This window comes from Pseudoalteromonas sp. A41-2, assembly GCF_015767615.1.
In the GTDB taxonomy this organism is placed as follows: domain Bacteria; phylum Pseudomonadota; class Gammaproteobacteria; order Enterobacterales; family Alteromonadaceae; genus Pseudoalteromonas; species Pseudoalteromonas lipolytica.
The window spans coordinates 1633941-1657428 of record NZ_CP065231.1 but is presented as its reverse complement, the minus strand read 5'-3'; the positions used below and the strand labels follow the sequence as shown (position 1 = coordinate 1657428).

Genomic DNA, 23488 nt, shown 5'->3' with positions numbered 1-23488 from the left:
AAAAAAGCGGCCGAAGCCGCTTTTTAAATCAATTTTACTCTGAAGGTGGGTTATCAACCGTTTCTTCAGTATGTGTATCGACTACTTCAACGCCCTCGCCTTCGATGGCTTCAAGCTCATCAACTTCGATTTCTTCGATACGTTGTAAACCAACTACTTGCTCTTCGTCAATAGTTCGTATCAAAATAACGCCCTGCGTATTACGACCAACCGTAGAAACCTCATTAACACGAGTACGTACAAGCGTACCACGATTAGAGATAATCATGATTTCGTCGTTTTCATCAACTTGTACTGCACCAACCACTGCGCCATTACGCTCGCTTACTTTGATTGATACAACACCTTGTGTTGCACGGCTCTTCGATGGGTAATCGGCAAGTGCTGTACGCTTACCATAACCATTTTCAGTCACGGTGAGGATTGCACCGTCTGTCTTAGGCACAATTAACGACACAACGCGTTGGTCGTCTGCCATCTTAATACCACGCACACCGGTTGCAGTACGACCCATTGGGCGTACACCTTTGAAGCGGATTTCAGGGTTACCCTCTTCATCAAGTACCGGATTGCCATTTTCATCAACGACGGTCGACTCTTCCGCTTCTTTAAAGCGTACTACCTTGCCTGCGTCTGTGAATAGCATGATTTCGTTTGTACCATCAGTGATATCAACACCAATTAGGCTATCGCCTTCATTTAGGTTGACCGCAATGATACCGCTTGCACGTTGACGGCTATAAGCCGTTAATGGTGTTTTCTTAACTGTACCAAATGCTGTAGCCATGAAGATGTATTTATCTTCTTCGTACTCACGTACAGGTAGAATTGCAGTGATACGTTCGTCAGCTTCAAGCGGCAGTAAGTTCACAATTGGCTTACCACGCGCTGCACGGCTGGCAAGTGGTAATTGGTATACTTTCAGCCAGTATAAACGACCAGCAGTCGAGAAACACAGAATCGTATCGTGTGTATTTGCAACAAGGAGACGTTCAATGAAATCTTCATCTTTCATCTTCGTTGCTGATTTACCTTTACCACCACGACGTTGTGCTTCGTAGTCTGATAATGGCTGATACTTCACATACCCTTCATGAGAAAGCGTTACGACAACGTCTTCTTCATTAATTAAGTCTTCAAGGCTGATATCGTGAGCTGCTGCACTGATTTCTGTACGACGCTCGTCACCATATTGTTCTTTAATTTCAACTAGTTCGTCGCGGATTACTTCCATAAGGCGATCTGGGGTTGAAAGGATATAAAGTAGTTCAGCAATAAGATCGAGTAGTGTTTGGTACTCGTCTAAGATCTTCTCATGCTCAAGACCCGTTAGTTTGTGTAAACGTAGGTCAAGGATCGCCTGTGCTTGTTGCTCAGATAAATAGTACTCACCATCACGAATACCTAGCTCTGGTGCTAGCCAATCAGGACGCGCTACATTTTCTTCACCGGCTTTTTCAAGCATGGCTTTAACAGTGCCTAGTTCCCAAGACCTTGCTGTTAAAGCTGCTTTTGCTTCAGCAGGCGTAGGTGATTTACGAATTAACTCAATGATTGGGTCGATATTCGCAAGGGCAATCGCTAAGCCTTCAAGCGTATGGGCACGGTCACGGGCTTTGCGTAAATCAAATACCGTACGACGGGTGACTACTTCGCGGCGGTGAATGATAAATGCTTCAAGCATTTCTTTTAAGTTGAAACACTTAGGCTGGTTGTTATCAAGTGCAACCATATTCATACCAAACACGGTTTGTAACTGTGTTTGTGCATAAAGGTTATTCAGAATAACTTCACCTACATCACCACGTTTAATCTCGATAACGATACGCATACCGTCTTTATCTGATTCATCACGGAGTGCGCTAATGCCTTCAATTTTTTTGTCTTTAACAAGTTCAGCGATTTTTTCAATCAAGCGTGCTTTGTTAACTTGGTACGGAATTTCGTGGACGATGATCGTTTCACGACCCGTTTTTTCGTCTACTTCAATTTCTGCGCGTGCGCGGATGTACACTTTACCACGACCCGTTAGGTAAGCTTGCTCTATGCCTTTCTTACCATTAATGATCGCGGCTGTAGGGAAATCTGGACCTGGGATATATTCAATCAGATCAGCAATTGTCATATCTGGGTTTTGGATCAGTGCCAAACACCCATTAATAACTTCAGTTAAGTTATGTGGCGGAATGTTCGTCGCCATACCAACCGCAATACCCGATGAACCATTCACTAATAAGTTAGGTACTTTCGTCGGTAATACGTCAGGAATTTGCTCCGTACCATCATAGTTAGGTACGTAATCAACCGTTTCTTTTTCGAGGTCGGCTAATAGCTCATGTGACATTTTTGCCATACGGACTTCCGTATAACGCATTGCTGCCGCAGAGTCACCGTCAACTGAACCAAAGTTACCTTGGCCATCAACAAGCATATAGCGTAATGAGAAAGGCTGCGCCATACGTACGATGGTGTCATATACCGCGCTGTCGCCATGTGGGTGGTACTTACCGATTACATCACCAACAACACGTGCTGATTTTTTGTAAGGCTTATTCCAATCATTATTGAGTTCGTTCATTGCGAATAAAACACGACGGTGAACAGGTTTTAGACCATCACGTACGTCTGGCAATGCACGTCCTACAATTACGCTCATTGCGTAATCAAGGTAGGAGTTTTTTAATTCATCTTCAATATTGACTGGCAGAATTTCATTGGCGAGATCAGTCATTTGATTTCACATTCCTTCAGTATTGACTCATAAAGAGGCAAAGCGCCGCCTTTAGAGCTTTAGTTATTATTTCATGACCATGCTACCACAATTAATTTAGATTTACAGGCGCTAAATCTTTGCGATTTATTAATTTACCCCTATATAATGGCCTCAGATTGACGAGGAAGTTTTTTATGACCGAACATCAAAATGTAGATAATGCAGAAATTGCAAAGTTTGAAGCCATCGCTGAACGTTGGTGGGACCGCGACGGAGAGTTCAAACCTCTTCATGAAATAAATCCTCTTCGCTTGGATTTTGTTGCCGACAAAGTTGGCGGCTTATTTGATAAAGAAACCTTAGATGTTGGCTGTGGTGGCGGCATTTTAAGTGAAAGCATGGCACGCATGGGAGCTAAAGTAACAGGCATCGATATGGGTCAAGAGCCATTAACCGTTGCTAAGTTACACAGTTTAGAAACCGGTGTCCCTGTTGATTATATGAAAGTACCGGCTGAAGAGTTTGCGAAAGAGCACCCTGCTCGCTTTGATGTAATCACCTGTATGGAAATGTTAGAGCACGTGCCAGACCCTGCTTCTATCATTCGTGCGGTCGCTGAGCTTGCAAAACCTGGCGCCGATGTGTTCTTTTCGACATTAAATAAAACACCTAAAGCGTATTTATACGCCATTGTGGGTGCTGAAAAGTTATTAAAAATGGTGCCCGAAGGCACGCACGACCATAAAAAGTTTATAAAACCCGCCCAATTAATTGCATGGGCAGAAGATGCAGGCTTAAAAGTAAGAGCAAGCACAGGCCTCAGCTATAATCCGTTTTCTAAGCAATACAGTTTAAATGATGATGTGAGTGTTAATTACATTCTTCATTTTGAGAAACTTGCCTAATGGCTGGTTGTAATCCTGATATCGCTTTTGATGCCTTTATTTTTGATTTAGATGGCACATTACTCGATACTGCGGATGACCTTGGCGGCGCATTAAATCGCGTATTAGCAGATGCGAATATCGCGCCTGTTGATAAAAGCATTTATCGCCCAGCAGCGTCAAATGGGGCCAATGCATTATTAGAGGTCGGCTTTGGTGATAAATGGCCCGACGTTGAACAATTAGCATTAAGGCAGCAACTGCTCGACTATTATGCAGAAGACATTGCGATTCATAGCAAGTGCTTTAATGGCATAGAGCAACTTCTCGCCTCACTTGAGCAAAACAGCATTAAATGGGGGATCATGACCAATAAGCCCGGCTTTTTAACCGAGCCATTGGTGCAAGCTATCCCAAGCCTTGCTAATGCCATGGCTGTCGTGAGTGGTGATACCTTAGCAGTTGCTAAACCATCGCCAGAGCCACTTATTCATACTGCAAACATGCTCGATGTTGATCCAACGCGTTGCTTATACATAGGTGATGCCGAACGCGACATACAAGCAGCAAAAGCTGCCAATATGTACAGTGCAACTGCACTTTGGGGTTATATACCAAGTGTGGATACCGCACTGAGCTGGGGCGCAGATTTTAACTGGCAAACTCCAACTGATGGATTTATCCATATATAGTGTTAGTTTTAAGTTAAAACACCATATATTGTGATTGGGTTGAGTTTTAAGCAAACTTTGTTGATAAAAAAAACAGTCAGAAATTATTTTTAAAAACGATAATTTTTGTAGATCTTGAGTTGATTTTTACAAATTTCATCATCAATGAATGATCAAAGGTTAATGCTTACTAACACAATTCGTTTATCCAATAGTTATCCACAAAATGGGGCATTTCTATCCCTTGCAAATGATCGCAGACCACACTATCTTGTGATCTGCGTTTTAAAGAACACCAGATATTGTGGCTAAATGTTATTCAATTGACTCATGCTGGTGCTAATAATAATTATAATTAAGAATACCTTTGTCACTAAAAATATAATTTCCCAAGGAATACAGGCAAAACTATGAACCAACAGCTATCTGTAAGCAAACGTGACGGCCGTAAAGAGTCACTTGATCTAGATAAGATCCATCGCGTCATCGCTTGGGCCGCCGAAGGTCTAAATAATGTGTCTGTGTCACAAGTTGAATTGAAATCACATATTCAATTTTACGATGGCATTCGTACTGACGACATTCACGAAACTATCATTAAAGCAGCAGCCGATCAGATCTCTAAAGATACCCCTGATTATCAATACCTTGCTGCTCGTTTAGCTGTATTCCATTTACGTAAGAAAGCGTATGGTCAATTTGAGCCGCCGCGTTTATACGACCACATTACAAAACTGGTTGAAGACAAACGTTATGATCAACACTTACTCGTTGATTACACTGAGCAAGAAATTGACGAGTTAGATGCGTATATTGATCATAACCGTGATCTAAACTTCAGCTATGCCGCTGTAAAGCAGCTTGAAGGGAAATACCTAGTACAGAACCGTGTAACGGGTGAAATTTACGAAAGCGCGCAGTTTTTATATATCTTAGTGGCAGCGAGCTTATTCTCTGACTACCCTCGAGAAACACGCCTTGATTACATCAAGCGCTTTTATGACGCGGTTTCGACATTCAAAATTTCATTGCCGACTCCTATTATGGCTGGTGTGCGTACACCTACGCGTCAATTTAGTTCATGTGTACTGATTGAGTGTGGTGATAGCCTTGATTCAATTAATGCGACATCATCTGCGATTGTAAAATACGTATCACAACGTGCAGGTATTGGTATTAATGCGGGCCGTATTCGTGCTTTAGGTAGCCCAATCCGTAACGGTGAAGCATACCATACTGGGTGTATTCCATTTTATAAACACTTCCAAACGGCGGTTAAGAGCTGTTCTCAAGGCGGTGTCCGTGGTGGTGCAGCAACCCTATTCTACCCGCTGTGGCATTTAGAAGTTGAAAACTTATTAGTCCTTAAAAATAACCGTGGTGTTGATGACAACCGTGTTCGTCATCTAGATTACGGTGTACAGTTCAACAAATTAATGTACAGCCGTTTAATTAAAGACGACTACATTACTTTATTCAGCCCATCAGACGTACCGGGTCTTTACGATGCATTCTTCGAAGACCAAGCTAAATTTGATGAGCTATACGTAAAATACGAGCAAGATGAGTCGATTCGTAAAAAACGTATTAAAGCGATTGAGCTGTTCTCAATGTTCGCACAAGAGCGTGCTAGTACAGGTCGTATTTACTTACAAAACGTTGACCACTGTAATACTCATAGCCCGTTTATCTCAACGGTAGCACCGATCCGTCAGTCTAACTTATGTTTAGAAATTGCATTACCGACTAAGCCACTTAGTAACGTAATGGACGAAGAAGGCGAAATCGCACTGTGTACACTTTCTGCATTCAACTTAGGTGCAATTGAGTCACTTGATGAGTTAGAAGAGCTTGCTGAACTTGCAGTACGTGCGCTTGATAACTTACTTGATTTCCAAGACTACCCTGTCCCTGCAGCGAAAAACGCAACCATGGGTCGTCGCACGTTAGGTATTGGTGTCATCAACTACGCATACTACCTTGCTAAAAACGGTAAACGTTATTCTGACGGTAGTGCAAATGCATTAACGCACCAAACATTTGAAGCAATTCAATATTATTTAATGAAAGCATCAAATGAGCTTGCTAAAGAACGTGGTGCTTGCCCTAAATTTAATGAAACAACGTACTCGCAAGGTATTATGCCAACAGATACGTACAAGCGCGACCTTGACCAAATCTGTGATGAACCTCTTCACTTAGATTGGGATACACTGCGCGCAAACATTAAAGAACATGGTATGCGTAACTCAACATTGTCGGCATTAATGCCATCAGAGACTTCATCACAAATCTCTAATGCAACAAATGGTATTGAGCCACCGCGTGGACACATCAGTGTTAAAGCAAGTAAAGATGGTATCTTGAAACAAGTAGTACCAGAGTATGAGCGCCTAAAAGACAATTATGAGCTACTTTGGGATATCCCATCAAACGATGGTTATCTGCAATTAGTGGGCATTATGCAGAAGTTCGTTGACCAAACGATCTCTGCGAATACAAATTATGATCCATCTAAGTACGAAGGCGGTAAAGTACCTATGAAGGTGCTTTTAAAAGACCTCCTTTCAGCATATAAACTGGGTGTTAAAACGTTGTATTATCATAACACCCGTGATGGCGCTTCAGATGCTCAAGATGAGCTTACACCTGAGGTGGAAGATGATGGTTGTGCAGGCGGTGCTTGTAAAATCTAATTAAATTAATAACATACACAAGCGGGCTCCTTAGCCCGCTTTGTCCTGACTGTTTTTTGAGTATTCACTATGTCATATACAACTTTTAGCCGAAACCATAATAACCAATTACTAGAACCGATGTTTTTCGGCCAGACGGTAAACGTGTCACGTTACGACCAACAAAAGTACCCTATCTTCGAGAAGCTAATTGAAAAGCAATTATCTTTCTTCTGGCGTCCTGAAGAAGTTGACGTAAGTAAAGACCGTCTTGATTTTCAAGCTTTACCTGACCATGAAAAACACATTTTTTTAAGTAACTTAAAATACCAAACATTACTTGATAGTGTGCAAGGTCGTTCGCCTAACGTTGCCTTACTGCCAATTGTGTCAATTCCTGAACTTGAAACGTGGATTGAAACATGGGCATTTAGTGAAACAATTCACAGCCGTTCTTACACGCACATTATTCGTAACGTAACGCAGTCACCTGAGCTTATTTTTGATGATATCGTGAGTAACGAAAAAATCAGTGAACGTGCCGATGCGGTGACTAAGTATTACGATGAATTAATCAACATGATTTCGATTTACAACCTTTACGGTGAAGGTAAACATGTGATTAATGGTGAAGAAGTTAAAGTGAGCTTGTTCGACCTTAAAAAGTTGCTTTACCTTGCGATGATGTCGGTTAATATTCTGGAAGCAATTCGTTTTTATGTCAGCTTTGCATGTTCATTCGCGTTTGCTGAACGCGAGCTAATGGAAGGCAATGCAAAAATCATTAAATTAATTGCGCGTGATGAAGCTCTTCATTTATCAGGCACACAACACATCTTAAACATTATGCAAGACGGTAAAGACGATCCTGAAATGGCGATTGTTGCAGCGCAATGTAAAGATGAAGCAATTAAAATGTTTGTTGATGCCGCAGAGCAAGAAAAAGACTGGGCTGAATACCTGTTTAAAGATGGCTCAATGATTGGCTTAAATAAAGATATTTTATGCCAATACGTTGAATACATTACAAATGCACGTATGACTGCGGTAGGCTTACCTGCTCAGTTTGAAAGTAAGAGCAACCCGATTCCATGGATCAATTCGTGGTTAGTCTCTGATAACGTGCAAGTTGCACCGCAAGAAGCCGAGATAAGTTCTTACCTTGTTGGTCAAATCGATTCTCAAGTTGATGCATCAGACTTTGGTGATTTCGATCTGTAATGAGCACTAAACACACTGCACAGGTTATCCTTGCAGGAACAGACAGCCAGAGTATAGATTTTGACTCTGGCTGTTCATCTCTCCTTGAATGCCTTGAACAACATAAAATAGATGTACCCTATCAATGCCGCGAAGGATATTGCGGTGCTTGTCGTGCTCAGCTTGTAGAAGGCGACGTACGTTATAATCAAGAGCCCCTTGCCTTTGTGCGTCCAGGTGAAGTATTACTGTGTTGCAGTAAACCTAACGGTAAAATTACTATTGAACTTTAATGCCATACAAGATCACGTGTTTGGTAAAAATGGTGTTTATCTGCCACGCTAATCGTTTGCTGATCAATAGTAATATCCCACTGCAAATTTTTACTTAGATGAGTAACGAGTTGTTCAATAAACTGGCTATCGAAAGCGATAAGGTGACTGTTGCTGATCAACGCAAGCTGACGTTGATACTCATTTAACCAGTCACTTTCAAGCGTGGTGACAACCCACAGTTCATCAACTCGCTTAGCGATTTTAGTTAACATGGATATATCGGGCTGATCAACAGACAGCCACGTCTCATAATGCTCATCGAGCGCTTTTATTGACACATCGGGTTGATTGTTTTTTAGCCGAGCATTGATAGTTGCCTGCTTATTATGCGAAAACAAACAATAGCTCAGCAATTTGAGCACAAAATGCTGATAACTTTCCCCTCTGTCACAGGCGGTGGTGAAGGTTTCCTGATGATTACAATGCTCACGTAAATCTGCGATGGTGAACTGCGCCTTAAATACTCTATTTTTATCAGACATAACCACGGGCCATACCGATTAAATAATCTAAGTATAGTGTATGAAATTTAAATCGCGACAGTTTATAAGTTATAGTATAACGTTATTGCCATTGAAAAATGGTGGTGTTATATTATATCACAACATTCAACAACCAACGTAAAAAGTAGTAACAATGAAGCAATTTTCAATTATTTCTAGTGCTGTTGCCGCTGCACTGTTTTCTCAATCAAGCATTGCTGCTGTTATCACAGGCCAAGTAGTAGATAAAAATCAACAACCCGTTGTTAATGCACAAGTCCATGTACATGGTAAATCACAGGCTGTAATGACTGACGCGCAAGGTGAATTTAAAATTGATGTCGACAGCAAAGGTCAACTTCATGTAAGCAAAGATAATTTCATTGATAAGCGTGTTGATATTAATGGGGATGATCAATCTGTTGTTGTTACTTTGACGCCTACATCCGTAGAAACCGTTGTTGTGTATGCGTCAGCCTTACACAAAAACAGCTTAGAGATGATCTCACCGGTTAATGTGTTATCAGGTGACAATTTAAAAAATAAAGCGAAACCGACTCTAGGTGAAACTTTAAAAGGCTTACCGGGTGTTAATGCCAGTTATTTTGGTCCCGTTTCATCAAGCCCTATAATTCGTGGTTTAGATGGCCCGCGTGTTAAAATTACACAAAATGGTTTAGACAGTAGTGATGCATCTCGTATCGGACCCGATCATGCCACTTCAAATGACAGTTTAGCAGCAGAGCAAATTGAAGTGCTTCGTGGCCCAGCTACCCTACTTTATGGTTCAGGCGCAATTGGGGGTGTTGTAAACGTTGTTGATAACCGTATTCCTACCGATAATATCGAGACATTGACAGGTGCGGCTCAATACACACACGACACAGTATCAAATACGAATACCTATGCAGCTAAGTTAGAAACAGGTAACAACGGTTTCAACTTCCATTTTGATGGCACAAAACGCACGGGTGACGACTACAAAACTCCCACGTTTGAACTTCCAGAAGAGCATGAAGAACACGAAGGTGAAGAACACGCTGAGCACGAGACTGCTAACAGCGTAGAAAATACCTTTATAGACAGCCAAACCGTTAACTTTGGAACTAGCTACGTTGGTGAACATTTAACGTTAGGCGTGTCATATGGCCGTATTGAAACAGATTATGGTATTCCTGCCCATGAACATCATGGCCACGATCATGAAGAAGAAGCTGAACATGAAGAAGCTGGACATGGCGAAGAAGCCCATGAAGAATCTGTATTTGCTCAGTTAGAGCAAGATCGTTGGCAAGGCTACATGAGTTACGCTCTTCATAATAATTGGATTGAAAACATCTCGTTGCGCGTAGGTTATACAGATTATAAACATGCTGAAATTGAAGACGGTGAAGTTGGAACGGTGTTCAGTAACAAAACAACTGAAGCACGTGCGACAGTCGAGCATAAACTTGGTCTTTGGCACGGTATGGCTGGTTACCACTATACAGAATCTGACTATGATGCCGATGGCGAAGAAGCGTTCACACCGGCCAGTGTAACAAAATCAAACGCGCTATTTTTACTTGAGGAAAAACAATTTGGTGATGTCACTGTTGAACTAGGTGCGCGCATCGAAGATTACCAAATCGATTCTGCTGTCACAATGGCTGAACATCATCATGATCATGCAGAAGAAGCGCATGATGAAGAGGAAGAAGCTGAAACAATTAACTACAGTGCCGATTTCACTAACTTAAGCTTATCTGCGGGTGCTATTTGGCAATATCAAGAAGGCCAAAGCGTTGCGCTTAGCGTGTCTCACTCTGAACGTGCACCATTAAGTGCAGAACTACTCTCGAATGGTGTTCACATTGCAACAGGTACTTATGAATTAGGCTTAGGTTATCATATTGAAGAAGGTGAAATTCACTTTGAACCTGAAGACATCAAACAAGAGACTGCAACAAACTTTGATTTAAGTTTCCGTCGTTTCATTGGTGACTTTGGTTATACAATCAACTTTTTCTATAACGACATTGAAAACTTCTATTACCAACAAAATACGGGCTATTTCTTTGATGAAGAACATGGCTTAGAAATGGCAGAAGAAGTACACGATGATGCCATGGCGGTTTACCAATTTACCAGTAAAGATGCCAAATTGTATGGGTTAGAATTTGATGTGCACTATCAAGTTTCACCTAGCACCTTAGTGAAAGTATTTGGTGACTCGACGACAGCTAAATTAAAAGATGACAATAACTACTTACCACGAATCCCAGCGAATAAATTGGGTTCAGAGTTACAGTATACCGTCTCTGATTGGCAGTTTAGCCTAACAGGTACACATTACTTTGAGCAGTCAGACATCACAGCCTACGAGGCAAAAACTGAAGGGTATACTTTGTTTGATGCGTCAGCGAATTATCAACTTGACTTAGGCCCAGTAGATACACAACTTTATATCAACGTTGATAACATAACAGACGAACTTGGCTTTGTTCACAGCTCGTTTATTAAAGAAAAAGCGCCACTACCGGGCAGAAACTTCAGCCTAGGTATCCGCGGTTACTTCTAAAAAGTAACGAATATAAAAAAACCCTTTCACTTTAATAAGTGAAAGGGTTTTTTATTATCTTTTAAAAAAGTTAAACGCGCTGTTTAACCTTTTTGTTCGATTTTAGCCCATGAATCACGAAGACCCACCGTTTGGTTGAACACAAGTGTCTGTGCTTTATTATCGCGACAGAAATACCCTGTACGTTCAAACTGGAAGCCCTGCTCTGCTTGTGCATTTGCAAGTGAAGGTTCTAACTTCGCATTTGATAACACCACAAGCGACTCTGGATTAAGCGTTGCATTAAAGTCTTCAGCAGCTGCTGGGTTAGGTACGTTGAATAGACGATCGTATAAACGTATTTCTGCAGTAATAGACTCGCTAGCAGATACCCAATGGATTACCCCTTTCACCTTGCGACCATCACTTGGGTTTTTACCCAGCGTTTCATCATCGTAAGAACAGAAGATCGTGGTGATTTCACCATTAGCGTCTTTTTCAATGCGTTCAGCTTTTATCACATAAGCTCCGCGTAAACGCACTTCTTTACCCAGCACTAAACGCTTAAACTTATTGTTTGCTTCTTCACGGAAATCTTCGCGTTCAATATAAAGCTCGCGAGTAAATGGCACATCACGGCGTCCCATTTCTTCTATGTTCGGGTGATTAGCGACTGATAACGTTTCTACTTTATCTGCATCATAGTTCTCTAGAACCACTTTAACAGGGTCAAGTACAGCCATAGCACGTGGTGCATGTTCATTTAAATCTTCACGAATACACGCTTCCAACATGCCCATTTCAACCATGTTTTCTTGCTTAGTAATACCAATGCGTGAACAGAACTCACGTACTGAAGCTGGTGTATAACCACGACGACGTAAACCAGCAATCGTTGGCATACGTGGGTCATCCCAGCCTTCAACATGGCCATTAACCACTAAGTCATTTAATTTACGCTTAGACATAATGGTGTATTCAAGATTTAAACGTGAAAACTCGATTTGCTGTGGATGGCATTCTAGGCTGATGTTATCAAGCACCCAGTCATAGAGACGTCGGTTATCTTGGAATTCAAGCGTACATAAAGAATGTGTAATACCTTCAAGCGCATCCGAAATACAATGTGTAAAGTCATACATTGGGTAAATGCACCACTTATCACCTGTTTGGTGATGGTGAGCAAAACGTACACGGTACAAAATAGGATCGCGTAATACAATAAACGAGCTTGCCATATCAATTTTAGCACGCAGTACACACTCGCCTTCTTTAAACTCACCGTTACGCATTTTTTCGAATAAGGCTAAGTTCTCTTCAACAGGTGTATCACGATAAGGGCTATTTTTTCCTGGCTCTTTTAGCGTACCACGGTACTCACGTGCTTGGTCTGCTGACAAGAAACACACATACGCAAGCCCTTTTTCGATAAGTTCAACGGCATAGCCATAAAGTGCATCAAAGTAGTTTGATGAATATTTAATTTCACCATCCCATTGAAAACCGAGCCACTGCACATCTTCTTTAATAGAGTTTACGTAGTTGATATCTTCTTTTTCTGGGTTTGTATCATCAAAACGTAAGTTGCAAAGGCCATTGTAATCCTGGGCAATACCAAAATTTAAGCATATAGACTTTGCATGACCAATGTGTAAAAAACCATTTGGTTCTGGTGGAAAACGTGTATGCGTAGTCGCGTGTTTACCGCTTGCGAGATCTTCGTCGATACGCGTTCTTATAAAGTTACTTGGGCGATTCTCAATTTCCGCCATAGGAGCATAATCCTCTGAATATTGCATGGTGACAAAACTACTGCATTATTACAAAAAGAAGCGCTAACATACAGTAGTTGATGTGTGTTTATCGAAGATAATAATGCGATTGTTAAAACCCTACGGTCAAATCGGTAAAAAAGTTGTTCTAACGCAATAAAATGATCATTGACTGACGATATAGTGCCGATAGTTTCACTATTTAATAAGGAAAAGAGATGGCTTCACTCAATCAACACCGAGTCTATATTCCTAGCTCTGCACGTGCAAACCAGTATGTGTTAGTTGAATTTAAACCCAATGATGAGTTTTTTGCCCAGTTTACGAACATTAGCTGCGGTTACAAGCGTCTTGCAAGGGAATTATTTGCGCTGTGCGATGAGTATGAACTTCATAACGTACATCTCATTGCGAATGATAAACTACCTGTCGTACGCTACCATGACGAGGCGTACAGTTTAGAAACAACAAAACAAATATTATTTTTCTATAATCCACAATACCACGAAGCACACAATGTATTTGCTAATGGCGAAGAAAAATGCAAAAAAATTCGCTTATTATTCTTAGCAACCGGTGACGATATTCGTGCAAATGCGGCACAGTTCCACCATAAAGTGCAACGGGTAATCAATACATTACAAGACAAGCTTTTAAGCAACCAACCCCCGCTTAAGATTAGAGATCATCAACACTTAACCTATGACTTATTTGCCAAAGCCAAAGGCCACAAAGAAAGCTATGGCTATAAGTTGCGAAGTTTATATCCGCGTTATCAATCGCGCCAATGCCATTTGCCAAGCGATTACAGCGAAATGACCTATGCAGGCTTTTCAATTCCTGTCACACGCGCAATTAAGACACAATTTCAGCATATGCTAAATGAAGAAAACTACAGTCAGTTTTATCACTATATTTTTGATGCGTTTAAACGTGCCTGTGATAAGCGTCAACTTAACTTAGCTGCCTTTATCGCAAATGGCACACGCCCGATTGTGCGTAATAGTAATATTGACAATGCACAGAGCAATAGCGAGTTACAAAAACTGACTTTCGACTGCACCAGCGAGCAAGTACAAATACAACAATTTTGGAATGCGGATACGTTGGTCGATGTGCTGCACTTTGTTATTGCAGCAGCAGAAAAAGATAAGCACGATATCGGTTACGGCCGATTTATGAACCAAGTACAAAGTGCCATTAATGAGGTGACAGACGAACTTGCGTTTAATCCAACACGCCAAGACTTACGCGTGCGCTTTTATCAGCATATTAACTATCAATATTAAACAGGTTTTACGTGGGTGACAGCGATGTGTCACCCCTTTTACCTTAACGATTTTTTGGTAATTTAGATAAGTCTAAGCGTAATACCTTTGAGCGTCGCTGGTAGTTATACAGCGACTTTTTCTTTGCGGGCAGTTCATCGACCGTCACCAATTCAAAACCTTGTTCAATAAACCAATGAATACTGCGCGTTGTTAACGCAAATAACCCATGATAACCACAACGTTTGGCTTTATTAATTATAAAACGTAATAAATTACTGCCACGGTCTGCATCACGATATTGAGGGTGAACAGCAAGACTTGCAAATTCACCAACCTGCTCTTCATCAAATGGGTAAAGGGCAGCGCACGCGATAATAAGTCCATCACGCTCAATCACTGTGAATTGCTCAATTTCTATCTCTAATTGCTCTCTTGAGCGACGCACTAAATAGCCCTGCTCTTCAAGTGGTCTAATTAAGTTTAAGATACCGGTTATATCACTGATCGTTGCACTACGAAGTTGTTCAGAACTTTGCGGCGCAATCTGGGTCCCGATACCATCCAAAGAAAAGAGCTCTTGCAATAAGGCACCATCTTCTTTGTAGCTGACAAGGTGACACCGATGCACCCCGCCCCGACATGCATCAATAGCAGCTTGCAAAAAGACAGGGGCGCTCAAACATGAAGGTGTATGAGTGCGATAGTGCTCTAACACTCGCTCGGCTTCGTTTGGCATTAATTCAGCTATCGCTTCGCCATTTTCATCTAAAATACCTGCATCTTGGCTAAACCCTAGCATTTTGTCTGCTCTGAGCTTTAAAGCAACTTGAGTCGCAATTTCTTCTGCGGTTAAATTAAAGCTCTCACCCGTCACTGAGGCAGCAATCGGACCTAGGAGCACAATACTATTGTTATTGAGTTGGTGGCGTATTCCCTCAACATCAATTCGCCTAACACGCCCCGAGTGGTGGTAATCAACCCCTTCATCAACGCCTAAAGGCTGCGCTATAACAAAATTACCACTCACTACATTTAAAAATGAGCCCGACATGGGGGTGCTACTTAATGACGTGGATAAACGTGCGGTGATGTCAAATTGCATTGCTCCGGCCACTTTTTTAATCACTTCAAAAGTGGTGTTATCGGTAACACGGATCTCGTTATGAAAATGACTAGTTATGCCAACCTCATTCAAAGCGGCATTAAATTGTGGCCGTGCGCCAAACACCAAAACAATCTTAATACCTAAGCTTGTTAATAGAGCAACATCATTAATAATACTTCGACAGCCTGGCTGGTCTATCGCCTCACCACCCAGCATTACAACGAAAGTCTTGCCTCTATGGGCATTTACATAAGGAGTCGACTGACGAAATCCGTCTACTAATTCTGTAGTACGCACGTGCTAATTACCTTTTAAATTCAAGCGTTTTTTATTAAAACGGAAACAGAGGAATTAGTGTAAGGAATTTTTATTCATAAATAAAGAATTTTTATTCTTTATTTATGAATAAAAATTGACAGTGAATTTAGCAATAAAAAAGGCCCGCATAAGCGAGCCTCTTTTTAAGAGATTAAAGACCGATTACCAGCCTGTTTTCTCTTTAAGTGCAGCACCGATGTCAGCTAGTGAACGTACTGTTTTAACGCCAGCAGCTTCTAATGCAGCAAATTTCTCATCAGCAGTACCTTTACCGCCTGCGATGATTGCACCCGCGTGACCCATACGCTTACCTGGAGGCGCAGTTACACCCGCAATGTAAGAAACAACAGGCTTAGTTACGTTGTGCTTGATGTATTCAGCAGCTTCTTCTTCTGCTGTACCACCGATTTCACCGATCATAACGATTGCTTCAGTTTGCTCGTCTTTTTCGAACATTTCTAAAACGTCGATGAAGTTAGTGCCAGGGATTGGGTCGCCACCGATACCAACACATGTTGATTGGCCGAAACCAGCATCAGTAGTTTGCTTAACCGCTTCGTAAGTAAGTGTACCAGAACGTGATACGATACCTACTTTACCAGGCTTGTGGATGTGACCAGGCATGATACCGATCTTAGTTTCACCCGGAGTGATAACACCTGGGCAGTTAGGACCGATCATGCGAACACCAGTTTGCTCAAGCTTAACTTTAACGTCAACCATGTCTAGTGTTGGGATACCTTCAGTGATACAAACGATAAGCTCGATGCCAGCATCGATAGCTTCTAAGATTGCATCTTTACAGAAAGGTGCTGGTACGTAGATTACTGATGCAGTTGCGCCAGTTGCTTCTACAGCGTCACGTACTGTGTTGAATACTGGAAGACCAAGGTGCGTTTGACCGCCTTTACCTGGGCTAACACCACCAACCATTTGTGTACCATACTCAAGCGCTTGCTCAGAGTGGAAAGTACCTTGGCCACCAGTGAAACCTTGACAGATAACTTTTGTATCTTTATTGATTAATACAGACATTATTTGCCCTCCGCAGCAGCAACAACTTTTTCAGCTGCGTCTGTTAGTGATTCAGCAGCGATGATGTTAAGGTCAGAATTAGCAAGTACTTCACGACCTAGTTCAGCGTTAGTACCTTCTAAACGTACTACTACTGGTACGTTTACGCCTACTTCTTTAACTGCACCAATGATACCTTCTGCGATCATGTCACAACGAACGATACCACCGAAGATGTTAACTAAAACAGCTTTTACGTTGTCGTCTGAAAGGATGATCTTGAATGCTTCAGATACACGCTCTTTCGTCGCGCCGCCACCAACATCTAGGAAGTTAGCTGGCTTGCCACCGTGTAGGTTTACGATGTCCATCGTACCCATTGCTAGGCCTGCACCGTTAACCATACAACCCACGTTACCGTCTAGTGCAACGTAGTTAAGCTCGAAGCTTGCAGCGTGAGCTTCACGTGCATCTTCTTGAGATGGATCGTGCATTTCACGGATTTTAGGTTGACGGTAAAGCGCGTTACCATCTACACCGATTTTGCCATCTAGACAGTGAAGGTTGCCTTCGTCTGTGATAACAAGCGGGTTGATTTCTAATAATGCGAAATCGAAATCGTTGAACATGTTCGCAAGACCCATGAAGATCTTAACAAACTGTTTCATTTGCGTTGGGTTTAAACCTAGTTTGAAGCCTAATTCACGAGCTTGATACGCTTGAGGACCTACAAGTGGATCGATTTCAGCTTTGTGGATTAGCTCTGGCGTTTCTTCAGCAACAGTCTCGATTTCAACACCACCTTCAGTAGATGCCATGAAAACAACTTTACGAGAAGCACGATCTACTACAGCGCCTAGGTATAATTCGTTAGCGATGTCAGTGCAGCTCTCAACAAGGATCTTAGCTACTGGCTGACCATTTTCGTCTGTTTGGTAAGTAACTAAGTTTTTACCTAACCAGTTCGCAGCGAACTCTTTAACTTCGTCGATTGTTTTAACTAGCTTAACACCGCCAGCTTTACCACGGCCACCTGCGTGAACCTGTGTTTTAACAACCCACATATCACCGCCAATTTTCTCAGCAGCTGCTGCAGCTTCTTCAGGTGTATCGCAAGCGTAACCGTGAGAAACTGGTAAACCATATTCGGCAAAAAGTTGTTTTGCCTGATACTCATGCAAATTCATGATGCTTTATCCAATTTTTTATACTAAAAGAGCTGAATATTTATGCAAATAAACAGCTATCCCAAATTGCGCACCTAGTATAAATCCCAAGGCTCAACATGAAAACCCCAGTTAGACCAAAGGCGCAAAAAAAAAAGCTGTGAACGCAGTCCACAGCTTACATTTTATACAACTAGATTAAACATCTAGTAATAAACGTGTTGGATCTTCAAGTAACTCTTTAATTGTCACTAAGAAACCAACAGATTCTTTACCATCAATTTGACGGTGATCGTACGATAACGCTAAATACATCATTGGTAAGATTTCAACTTTACCATTTACAGCCATTGGACGATCTTGGATTTTGTGCATACCTAAGATTGATGACTGAGGTAAGTTGATAATCGGTGTAGAAAGTAACGAACCGAATACACCACCATTAGTGATAGTGAAGTTACCACCTGTCATATCATCAAGTGTTAATTTGCCGTCACGACCTTTAAGCGCTAATTCACGGATACCTTTTTCAATTTCTGCAACTGATAACTTGTCACAATCTTTAAGTACTGGTGTAACTAGACCACGTGGTGTTGATACCGCGATGCTGATATCGAAGTAGTTGTGATAAACAATATCATCACCATCGATTGATGCATTCACTTCAGGGAAACGTTTAAGCGCTTCTGTTACTGCTTTCACATAGAAAGACATGAAACCTAAACGAATACCATGACGTTTTTCGAATACTTCTTGATACTGCTTACGAAGGTCCATGATAGGTTTCATGTTTACTTCGTTGAATGTTGTTAACATTGCAGTTGAGTTTTTCGCTTCAAGAAGGCGATTTGCAATAGTCTTACGTAAACGCGTCATTGGAACACGTTTTTGAGTACGGTCACCCATAGGTGCAGCAGGTGCTGCCGCTTCTGCTTTAGGTGCAGCCGCAGGCGCTTTTAAGAATGTATCAACGTCTTCTTTCGTTACGCGACCATTTTTACCCGTGCCCTTGATTTTTGATGCATCAAGGCCCTTTTCAGCGATTAGACGACGCACTGACGGTGTTAATACGTCTGAGCTATCGCTTGAATCGCTTGCTGGTGCCGCTTCTTCTTTTTTCGATTCTGCTTTAGCAGGTGCTGCACCCGCTTTAACAGTACCAATCACTTGTTCGCCAAGCACTGTTTCGCCTTCTGCGTGGATGTGCTCGCCCATGATACCGTCTTCTTGAGCAACAACTTCAAGAACAACTTTATCAGTTTCGATGTCAACTAGGTTTTGGTCGCGCGTTACCGCTTCACCTGGTTGAACATGCCAAGTAGCTATTGTCGCGTCTGCGACTGATTCTGGAAGTACAGGTACTTTAATGTCCACTTCTTTACCTTCTGATGCTGGTGCTGATTGCGCCGCTGGCGCGTCTTCTGATTTTGCTGGTGCTGATTCTTTAGCAGAATCGTCACTTGCTGGTGCAGCATCTGCATCACCAAGTAAACCAATTACTTGTTCACCAAGTACGGTTGCACCTTCTTCTTGTGAAATTTCAGTAATGACACCGTCGTTTGGTGCAACTACTTCTAAAACAACTTTATCTGTTTCAATATCAACTAAGTTTTGGTCACGGCTTACTTTGTCGCCAACACTTACGTGCCATGTTGCTACGGTAGCATCAGCAACCGACTCAGGAAGTACAGGAACTTTAATTTCTGTGCTCATTGCTTATCCTTTATTTTCAATAGTAAGCGCATCTGCAACGAGCGCTTGTTGTTCTTTAGTATGCACTGACATGTAACCACATGCTGGCGATGCTGATGCTTTACGGCCAGCATATTTTAATTTAGCGCCTTGTGGAATTGCATCGACAAAGTGGTGTTGAGAACAATACCAAGCACCTTGGTTTTGTGGCTCTTCTTGACACCAAACGAAGTCTTTAACGTGTTGATAACGCTGCATGATTGCATCCATCTCATCGTGTGGGAATGGATAAAGTTGTTCAACACGAACAATTGCAACATTATTAAGCTCTTGCTTACGACGCTCTTGAAGTAGTTCGTAGTAAACTTTACCGCTACAGAAAACAACGCGTTCAACTTTCTCTGCTGGGATGTCATCAATCTCGTCAATCATATTATAGAACACACCTTCAGATAACTCTTCCAGTGTTGATGTTGCTAATGGGTGACGTAATAATGACTTCGGTGTCATAACAATCAAAGGACGACGCAGTGGACGAACTGATTGACGACGTAGCATTGCGTAAACTTGCGCAGGTGTTGATGGCACACACACTTGCATGTTGTGATCAGCACACAGTTGTAAGAAACGCTCTAAACGGGCTGAACTATGCTCAGGACCTTGACCTTCATAGCCATGCGGTAACAAACACGTTAGACCACATAAACGGCCCCACTTTTGCTCGCCTGAACTTAAGAACTGGTCAAATACAACTTGAGCGCCGTTCGCAAAGTCACCAAATTGGGCTTCCCACATGACTAATGATGTAGGTTCTGCAGTCGCATAACCATATTCAAACGCAAGCACCGCTTCTTCAGATAACACTGAATCGTATACTTCAAATGCACCTTGCTTTTCGCTGATATTTTGCAACGGTAAGTAAGTTGACGCATCTTGTTGATTATGAACAACAGCATGACGATGGAAGAATGTACCACGGCCTGAGTCTTGACCCGTTAAACGGATATCAGTACCTGCATCAACAAGTGTGGCATAAGCCAGTGTTTCTGCCATACCCCAATCAAGTGCTTTTTCACCTGATGCCATTAGTTTACGGTCGTCGTAGATTTTCTTAACACGAGACTGTGCTTTATGACCTTCTGGGTAACTTGCGACTTTCTCGCCAAGTTCTTTAAGTTTCTCTACCGACACTTTAGCGTCGTATTCTACATCCCAATCGTGACCAACGAACTTAGCCCAATCAGATGAATGAGATGTTTCAGGTTGAATTTCTTCAACAACGCACGAGCCACGGTCTAAGCCATTACGGTAATCATCTGCGAGTACTTTAATTTCGTCTTCAGTGAATGAACCTTCAGCCACAAGCTGATCAGCATAGATTAAACGAGGAACAGGGTGTTTTTTGATTTTTTGGTACATAAGTGGTTGAGTCGCATTAGGCTCGTCCGCTTCGTTATGACCATGACGGCGATAACAGACCAAATCAATAACAACATCACGTTTAAACTGATTTCTGAAATCAAGCGCAATTTGTGTTACGAATGCAACGGCTTCTGGATCATCAGAGTTAACGTGGAAAATAGGTGCCTGAACCATCTTCGCAATATCTGTACAGTATGGTGTAGAACGCACATCAGCCTGTTTAGACGTTGTAAAACCAACTTGGTTGTTAACAACAATACGGATACTACCACCACAACTAAATGCATTAGTTTGTGATAGGTTAAATGTTTCTTGTACAACACCTTGACCTGCAATCGCAGAGTCACCATGAATTGTAATAGGCAGTGCTTTAATACCTGACTTATCACCTAAGCGGTCAAGACGCGCACGAACCGAACCCATCACTACCGGGTTTACGATTTCTAGGTGAGACGGGTTAAATGCAAGTGCCATGTGCACATTGCCACCCTTAGTCGCAAAGTCAGATGAATAACCCATGTGATATTTAACGTCACCTGAGCTTAATGTATCTTTATGTTTACCAGCGAACTCATCAAATAAATCTGATGGGTTTTTACCTAAAACGTTCACTAGTACGTTCAGACGACCGCGGTGAGCCATACCAATAACAGCTTCTTTTTGTCCGCTTTCACCTGCACGATGAATCAGTTCTTTAAGCATTGGTACTAACGCATCACCACCTTCAAGTGAGAAACGTTTTGCACCAGGGAACTTAGCCCCTAAATATTTTTCAAGACCATCCGCTGCTGTTAACCCTTTAAGGATGCGCAGCTTTTCTTCTTTAGAAAAAGTTGGGCGTGATTGCACTGATTCCAAACGCTGTTGTAACCAACGCTTTTCTTCAGTCGATGTGATATGCATATACTCAGCACCAACAGAACCACAGTACGTGGTTTTAAGTGCTTGATATAACTCACCTAAAGGCATGGTTTCGCGACCGACTGCAAACGAACCCACATTGAATTCACGGTCAAAATCAGCTTCAGATAAATCGTGGTACTCTAATTCAAGATCGCGAACACGTTCGCGTTGCCAGATACCTAATGGATCTAGGTTGGCATTTTGGTGACCACGGAAACGGAAAGCATTTATAAGTTGTAGCACTTTGACCTGTTTAGGATCACCAGAGCCACCCTCTGCTACCACCACTTCTCTATGCTTGTTTTTAGCAAGCTCCGCAAATTGTGCACGAACTTCAGAATGTTTTACGTCAACATCCACACCATCAACTTTTGGTAATTGTTCGAACACTTCTCGCCATTCTTCTGGCACAGAAGTCGCATCATCTAAGTACGCTTCATAAAGCTCTTCTACGTAAGCAACGTTACCGCCGTTTAAGTGAGAAGATTCTAGCCATGCCTTCATCACACCTTCGTGCATTTATAAGCCCTTTTCTTTAGCGCAGAAATTAATTGTTGTAAAAACAAGGTGGTTAATAAATTAACCACCTTACATATTCAATATTTTAAACCGAACGATTTAAAAGCATTGACTTGATTTGTCCAATTGCTTTGGTCGGATTAAGACCTTTTGGACACACGCTAACACAGTTCATGATACTGTGACAACGGAACACGCTGAACGCATCGTCAAGGTCAGCAAGACGCTCTTCTGTCGCTGTATCGCGGCTATCAGCCAAGAAACGATATGCGTGAAGAAGGCCTGCTGGACCGATGAACTTGTCTGGATTCCACCAGAACGAAGGACACGATGTTGAACAACATGCACATAAAATACACTCATATAAACCATCAAGCTTATCGCGTTCTTCGATTGACTGAAGACGCTCACCCGCCGCTGGCGTGTCGTTGATAAGATAAGGTTTTACTTTTTCGTATTGAGTGTAGAACTGACTCATGTCAATAACAAGGTCACGTACCACAGGTAAACCAGGTAATGGACGAATTACGATTTTACCTTTGCCACCTTTAAGTAGCGTTGATAAAGGCGTGATACATGCCAAACCATTTTTACCATTCATGTTGATACCGTCTGAACCACACACACCTTCACGGCATGAACGACGGAATGATAACGTTGGATCTTGCTCTTTTAATTTCATAAGCGCATCCAACACCATCATATCTTGACCTTCTTGCGTTTCTAGCGAGAAGTCTTGCATACGTGGTGCGTTATCAATATCTGGATTGTAACGATAAACGGAAAATTGTACTTGTGCCATCGTCT

General features: G+C 41.9%; 16 protein-coding genes. 7 read left to right on the top strand and 9 right to left on the bottom strand.

The features are described 5' to 3' along the window. Nucleotides 1-34 precede the first annotated feature (34 nt). Nucleotides 35-2731: a DNA topoisomerase (ATP-hydrolyzing) subunit A gene (gene gyrA, locus IT970_RS07580; RefSeq protein ID WP_036968590.1), complete on the bottom strand. Its 2697-nt coding sequence runs from the start codon at nucleotides 2729-2731 to the stop codon at nucleotides 35-37. Nucleotides 2732-2907: 176 nt separating this feature from the next. On the opposite strand from gyrA, the gene ubiG reads away from it, so the two are divergent. From ubiG to yfaE, 5 genes are all read left to right on the top strand, one after another. Next, the gene (gene ubiG, locus IT970_RS07575; protein WP_075593609.1) at nucleotides 2908-3618 is read left to right on the top strand and encodes a bifunctional 2-polyprenyl-6-hydroxyphenol methylase/3-demethylubiquinol 3-O-methyltransferase UbiG; all 711 of its coding nucleotides are present in this window, start codon (nucleotides 2908-2910) and stop codon (nucleotides 3616-3618) included. Continuing rightward, nucleotides 3618-4289, top strand: a complete 672-nt coding sequence (locus IT970_RS07570) for an HAD family hydrolase (RefSeq protein WP_036968596.1) — start codon at nucleotides 3618-3620, stop codon at nucleotides 4287-4289. The genes ubiG and IT970_RS07570 overlap by 1 nt, the downstream gene beginning before the upstream one ends. Before the next feature lie 389 nt (nucleotides 4290-4678). Further along, nucleotides 4679-6964, top strand: coding sequence for a class 1a ribonucleoside-diphosphate reductase subunit alpha (nrdA, locus tag IT970_RS07565; protein ID WP_036968599.1), 2286 nt, complete (start codon nucleotides 4679-4681; stop codon nucleotides 6962-6964). Nucleotides 6965-7033: 69 nt separating this feature from the next. Continuing rightward, nucleotides 7034-8164, top strand: a complete 1131-nt coding sequence (gene nrdB / locus IT970_RS07560; protein WP_036968602.1) for a class Ia ribonucleoside-diphosphate reductase subunit beta — start codon at nucleotides 7034-7036, stop codon at nucleotides 8162-8164. After that, nucleotides 8164-8436, top strand: coding sequence for a class I ribonucleotide reductase maintenance protein YfaE (gene yfaE, locus IT970_RS07555; RefSeq protein WP_036968605.1), 273 nt, complete (start codon nucleotides 8164-8166; stop codon nucleotides 8434-8436). Before nrdB ends, yfaE begins: the two co-directional genes overlap by 1 nt. Here the strand turns inward: yfaE and IT970_RS07550 are convergent. Further along, nucleotides 8433-8960, bottom strand: a complete 528-nt coding sequence (locus tag IT970_RS07550; RefSeq protein ID WP_065979888.1) for a YaeQ family protein — start codon at nucleotides 8958-8960, stop codon at nucleotides 8433-8435. The two genes, yfaE and IT970_RS07550, sit on opposite strands and share 4 nt — an antisense overlap. A 154-nt stretch (nucleotides 8961-9114) precedes the next feature. Here IT970_RS07550 and IT970_RS07545 point away from each other — a divergent pair, with 154 nt between their 5' ends. Next, entirely contained in the window at nucleotides 9115-11520 is a 2406-nt protein-coding gene (locus IT970_RS07545; RefSeq protein ID WP_180311535.1) for a TonB-dependent receptor, read from the top strand. Between the two features lie 83 nt (nucleotides 11521-11603). On the opposite strand, the gene glnS is transcribed toward IT970_RS07545, so the two are convergent. Continuing rightward, nucleotides 11604-13271: a glutamine--tRNA ligase gene (glnS, locus tag IT970_RS07540; protein WP_180311534.1), complete on the bottom strand. Its 1668-nt coding sequence runs from the start codon at nucleotides 13269-13271 to the stop codon at nucleotides 11604-11606. Nucleotides 13272-13489: 218 nt separating this feature from the next. On the opposite strand from glnS, the gene IT970_RS07535 reads away from it, so the two are divergent. Next, nucleotides 13490-14560, top strand: coding sequence for a DUF3083 family protein (locus tag IT970_RS07535; protein ID WP_180311533.1), 1071 nt, complete (start codon nucleotides 13490-13492; stop codon nucleotides 14558-14560). Nucleotides 14561-14603: 43 nt separating this feature from the next. Here the strand turns inward: IT970_RS07535 and argA are convergent, their stop codons facing one another. The 6 genes from argA to IT970_RS07505 form a co-directional block, all read right to left on the bottom strand. Continuing rightward, nucleotides 14604-15944 (bottom strand): amino-acid N-acetyltransferase, encoded by a 1341-nt coding sequence (gene argA, locus IT970_RS07530; protein ID WP_036968615.1) that lies wholly within the window; start codon nucleotides 15942-15944, stop codon nucleotides 14604-14606. Nucleotides 15945-16127: 183 nt separating this feature from the next. Continuing rightward, nucleotides 16128-17000 carry a succinate--CoA ligase subunit alpha gene (gene sucD / locus IT970_RS07525; protein ID WP_036968616.1) on the bottom strand — a complete coding sequence of 291 codons (873 nt, stop codon included), beginning with the start codon at nucleotides 16998-17000 and terminating at the stop codon, nucleotides 16128-16130. Then, on the bottom strand, nucleotides 17000-18166 hold the full coding sequence (gene sucC / locus IT970_RS07520; RefSeq protein ID WP_036968617.1) for an ADP-forming succinate--CoA ligase subunit beta: 1167 nt from the start codon (nucleotides 18164-18166) through the stop codon (nucleotides 17000-17002). Before sucC ends, sucD begins: the two co-directional genes overlap by 1 nt. A 177-nt stretch (nucleotides 18167-18343) precedes the next feature. Next, entirely contained in the window at nucleotides 18344-19858 is a 1515-nt protein-coding gene (odhB, locus tag IT970_RS07515; protein ID WP_036968619.1) for a 2-oxoglutarate dehydrogenase complex dihydrolipoyllysine-residue succinyltransferase, read from the bottom strand. A gap of 3 nt (nucleotides 19859-19861) precedes the next feature. Further along, nucleotides 19862-22681: a 2-oxoglutarate dehydrogenase E1 component gene (locus tag IT970_RS07510; protein WP_065979886.1), complete on the bottom strand. Its 2820-nt coding sequence runs from the start codon at nucleotides 22679-22681 to the stop codon at nucleotides 19862-19864. 85 nt (nucleotides 22682-22766) lie between these two features. Beyond that, nucleotides 22767-23483: a succinate dehydrogenase iron-sulfur subunit gene (locus tag IT970_RS07505; protein ID WP_065979885.1), complete on the bottom strand. Its 717-nt coding sequence runs from the start codon at nucleotides 23481-23483 to the stop codon at nucleotides 22767-22769. Between the last annotated feature and the right edge of the window lie 5 nt (nucleotides 23484-23488).

Coding starts and splice junctions, on each gene's coding strand:
- IT970_RS07545 (WP_180311535.1), top strand. CDS start 9,115: ATGAAGCAATTTTCAATTATTTCTAGTGCTGTTGCCGCTGCACTGTTT.
- ubiG (WP_075593609.1), top strand. CDS start 2,908: ATGACCGAACATCAAAATGTAGATAATGCAGAAATTGCAAAGTTTGAA.
- nrdA (WP_036968599.1), top strand. CDS start 4,679: ATGAACCAACAGCTATCTGTAAGCAAACGTGACGGCCGTAAAGAGTCA.
- gyrA (WP_036968590.1), bottom strand. CDS start 2,731: ATGACTGATCTCGCCAATGAAATTCTGCCAGTCAATATTGAAGATGAA.
- nrdB (WP_036968602.1), top strand. CDS start 7,034: ATGTCATATACAACTTTTAGCCGAAACCATAATAACCAATTACTAGAA.
- sucD (WP_036968616.1), bottom strand. CDS start 17,000: ATGTCTGTATTAATCAATAAAGATACAAAAGTTATCTGTCAAGGTTTC.
- yfaE (WP_036968605.1), top strand. CDS start 8,164: ATGAGCACTAAACACACTGCACAGGTTATCCTTGCAGGAACAGACAGC.
- IT970_RS07570 (WP_036968596.1), top strand. CDS start 3,618: ATGGCTGGTTGTAATCCTGATATCGCTTTTGATGCCTTTATTTTTGAT.
- IT970_RS07535 (WP_180311533.1), top strand. CDS start 13,490: ATGGCTTCACTCAATCAACACCGAGTCTATATTCCTAGCTCTGCACGT.
- IT970_RS07505 (WP_065979885.1), bottom strand. CDS start 23,483: ATGGCACAAGTACAATTTTCCGTTTATCGTTACAATCCAGATATTGAT.
- sucC (WP_036968617.1), bottom strand. CDS start 18,166: ATGAATTTGCATGAGTATCAGGCAAAACAACTTTTTGCCGAATATGGT.
- IT970_RS07550 (WP_065979888.1), bottom strand. CDS start 8,960: ATGTCTGATAAAAATAGAGTATTTAAGGCGCAGTTCACCATCGCAGAT.
- odhB (WP_036968619.1), bottom strand. CDS start 19,858: ATGAGCACAGAAATTAAAGTTCCTGTACTTCCTGAGTCGGTTGCTGAT.
- glnS (WP_180311534.1), bottom strand. CDS start 13,271: ATGGCGGAAATTGAGAATCGCCCAAGTAACTTTATAAGAACGCGTATC.
- IT970_RS07510 (WP_065979886.1), bottom strand. CDS start 22,681: ATGCACGAAGGTGTGATGAAGGCATGGCTAGAATCTTCTCACTTAAAC.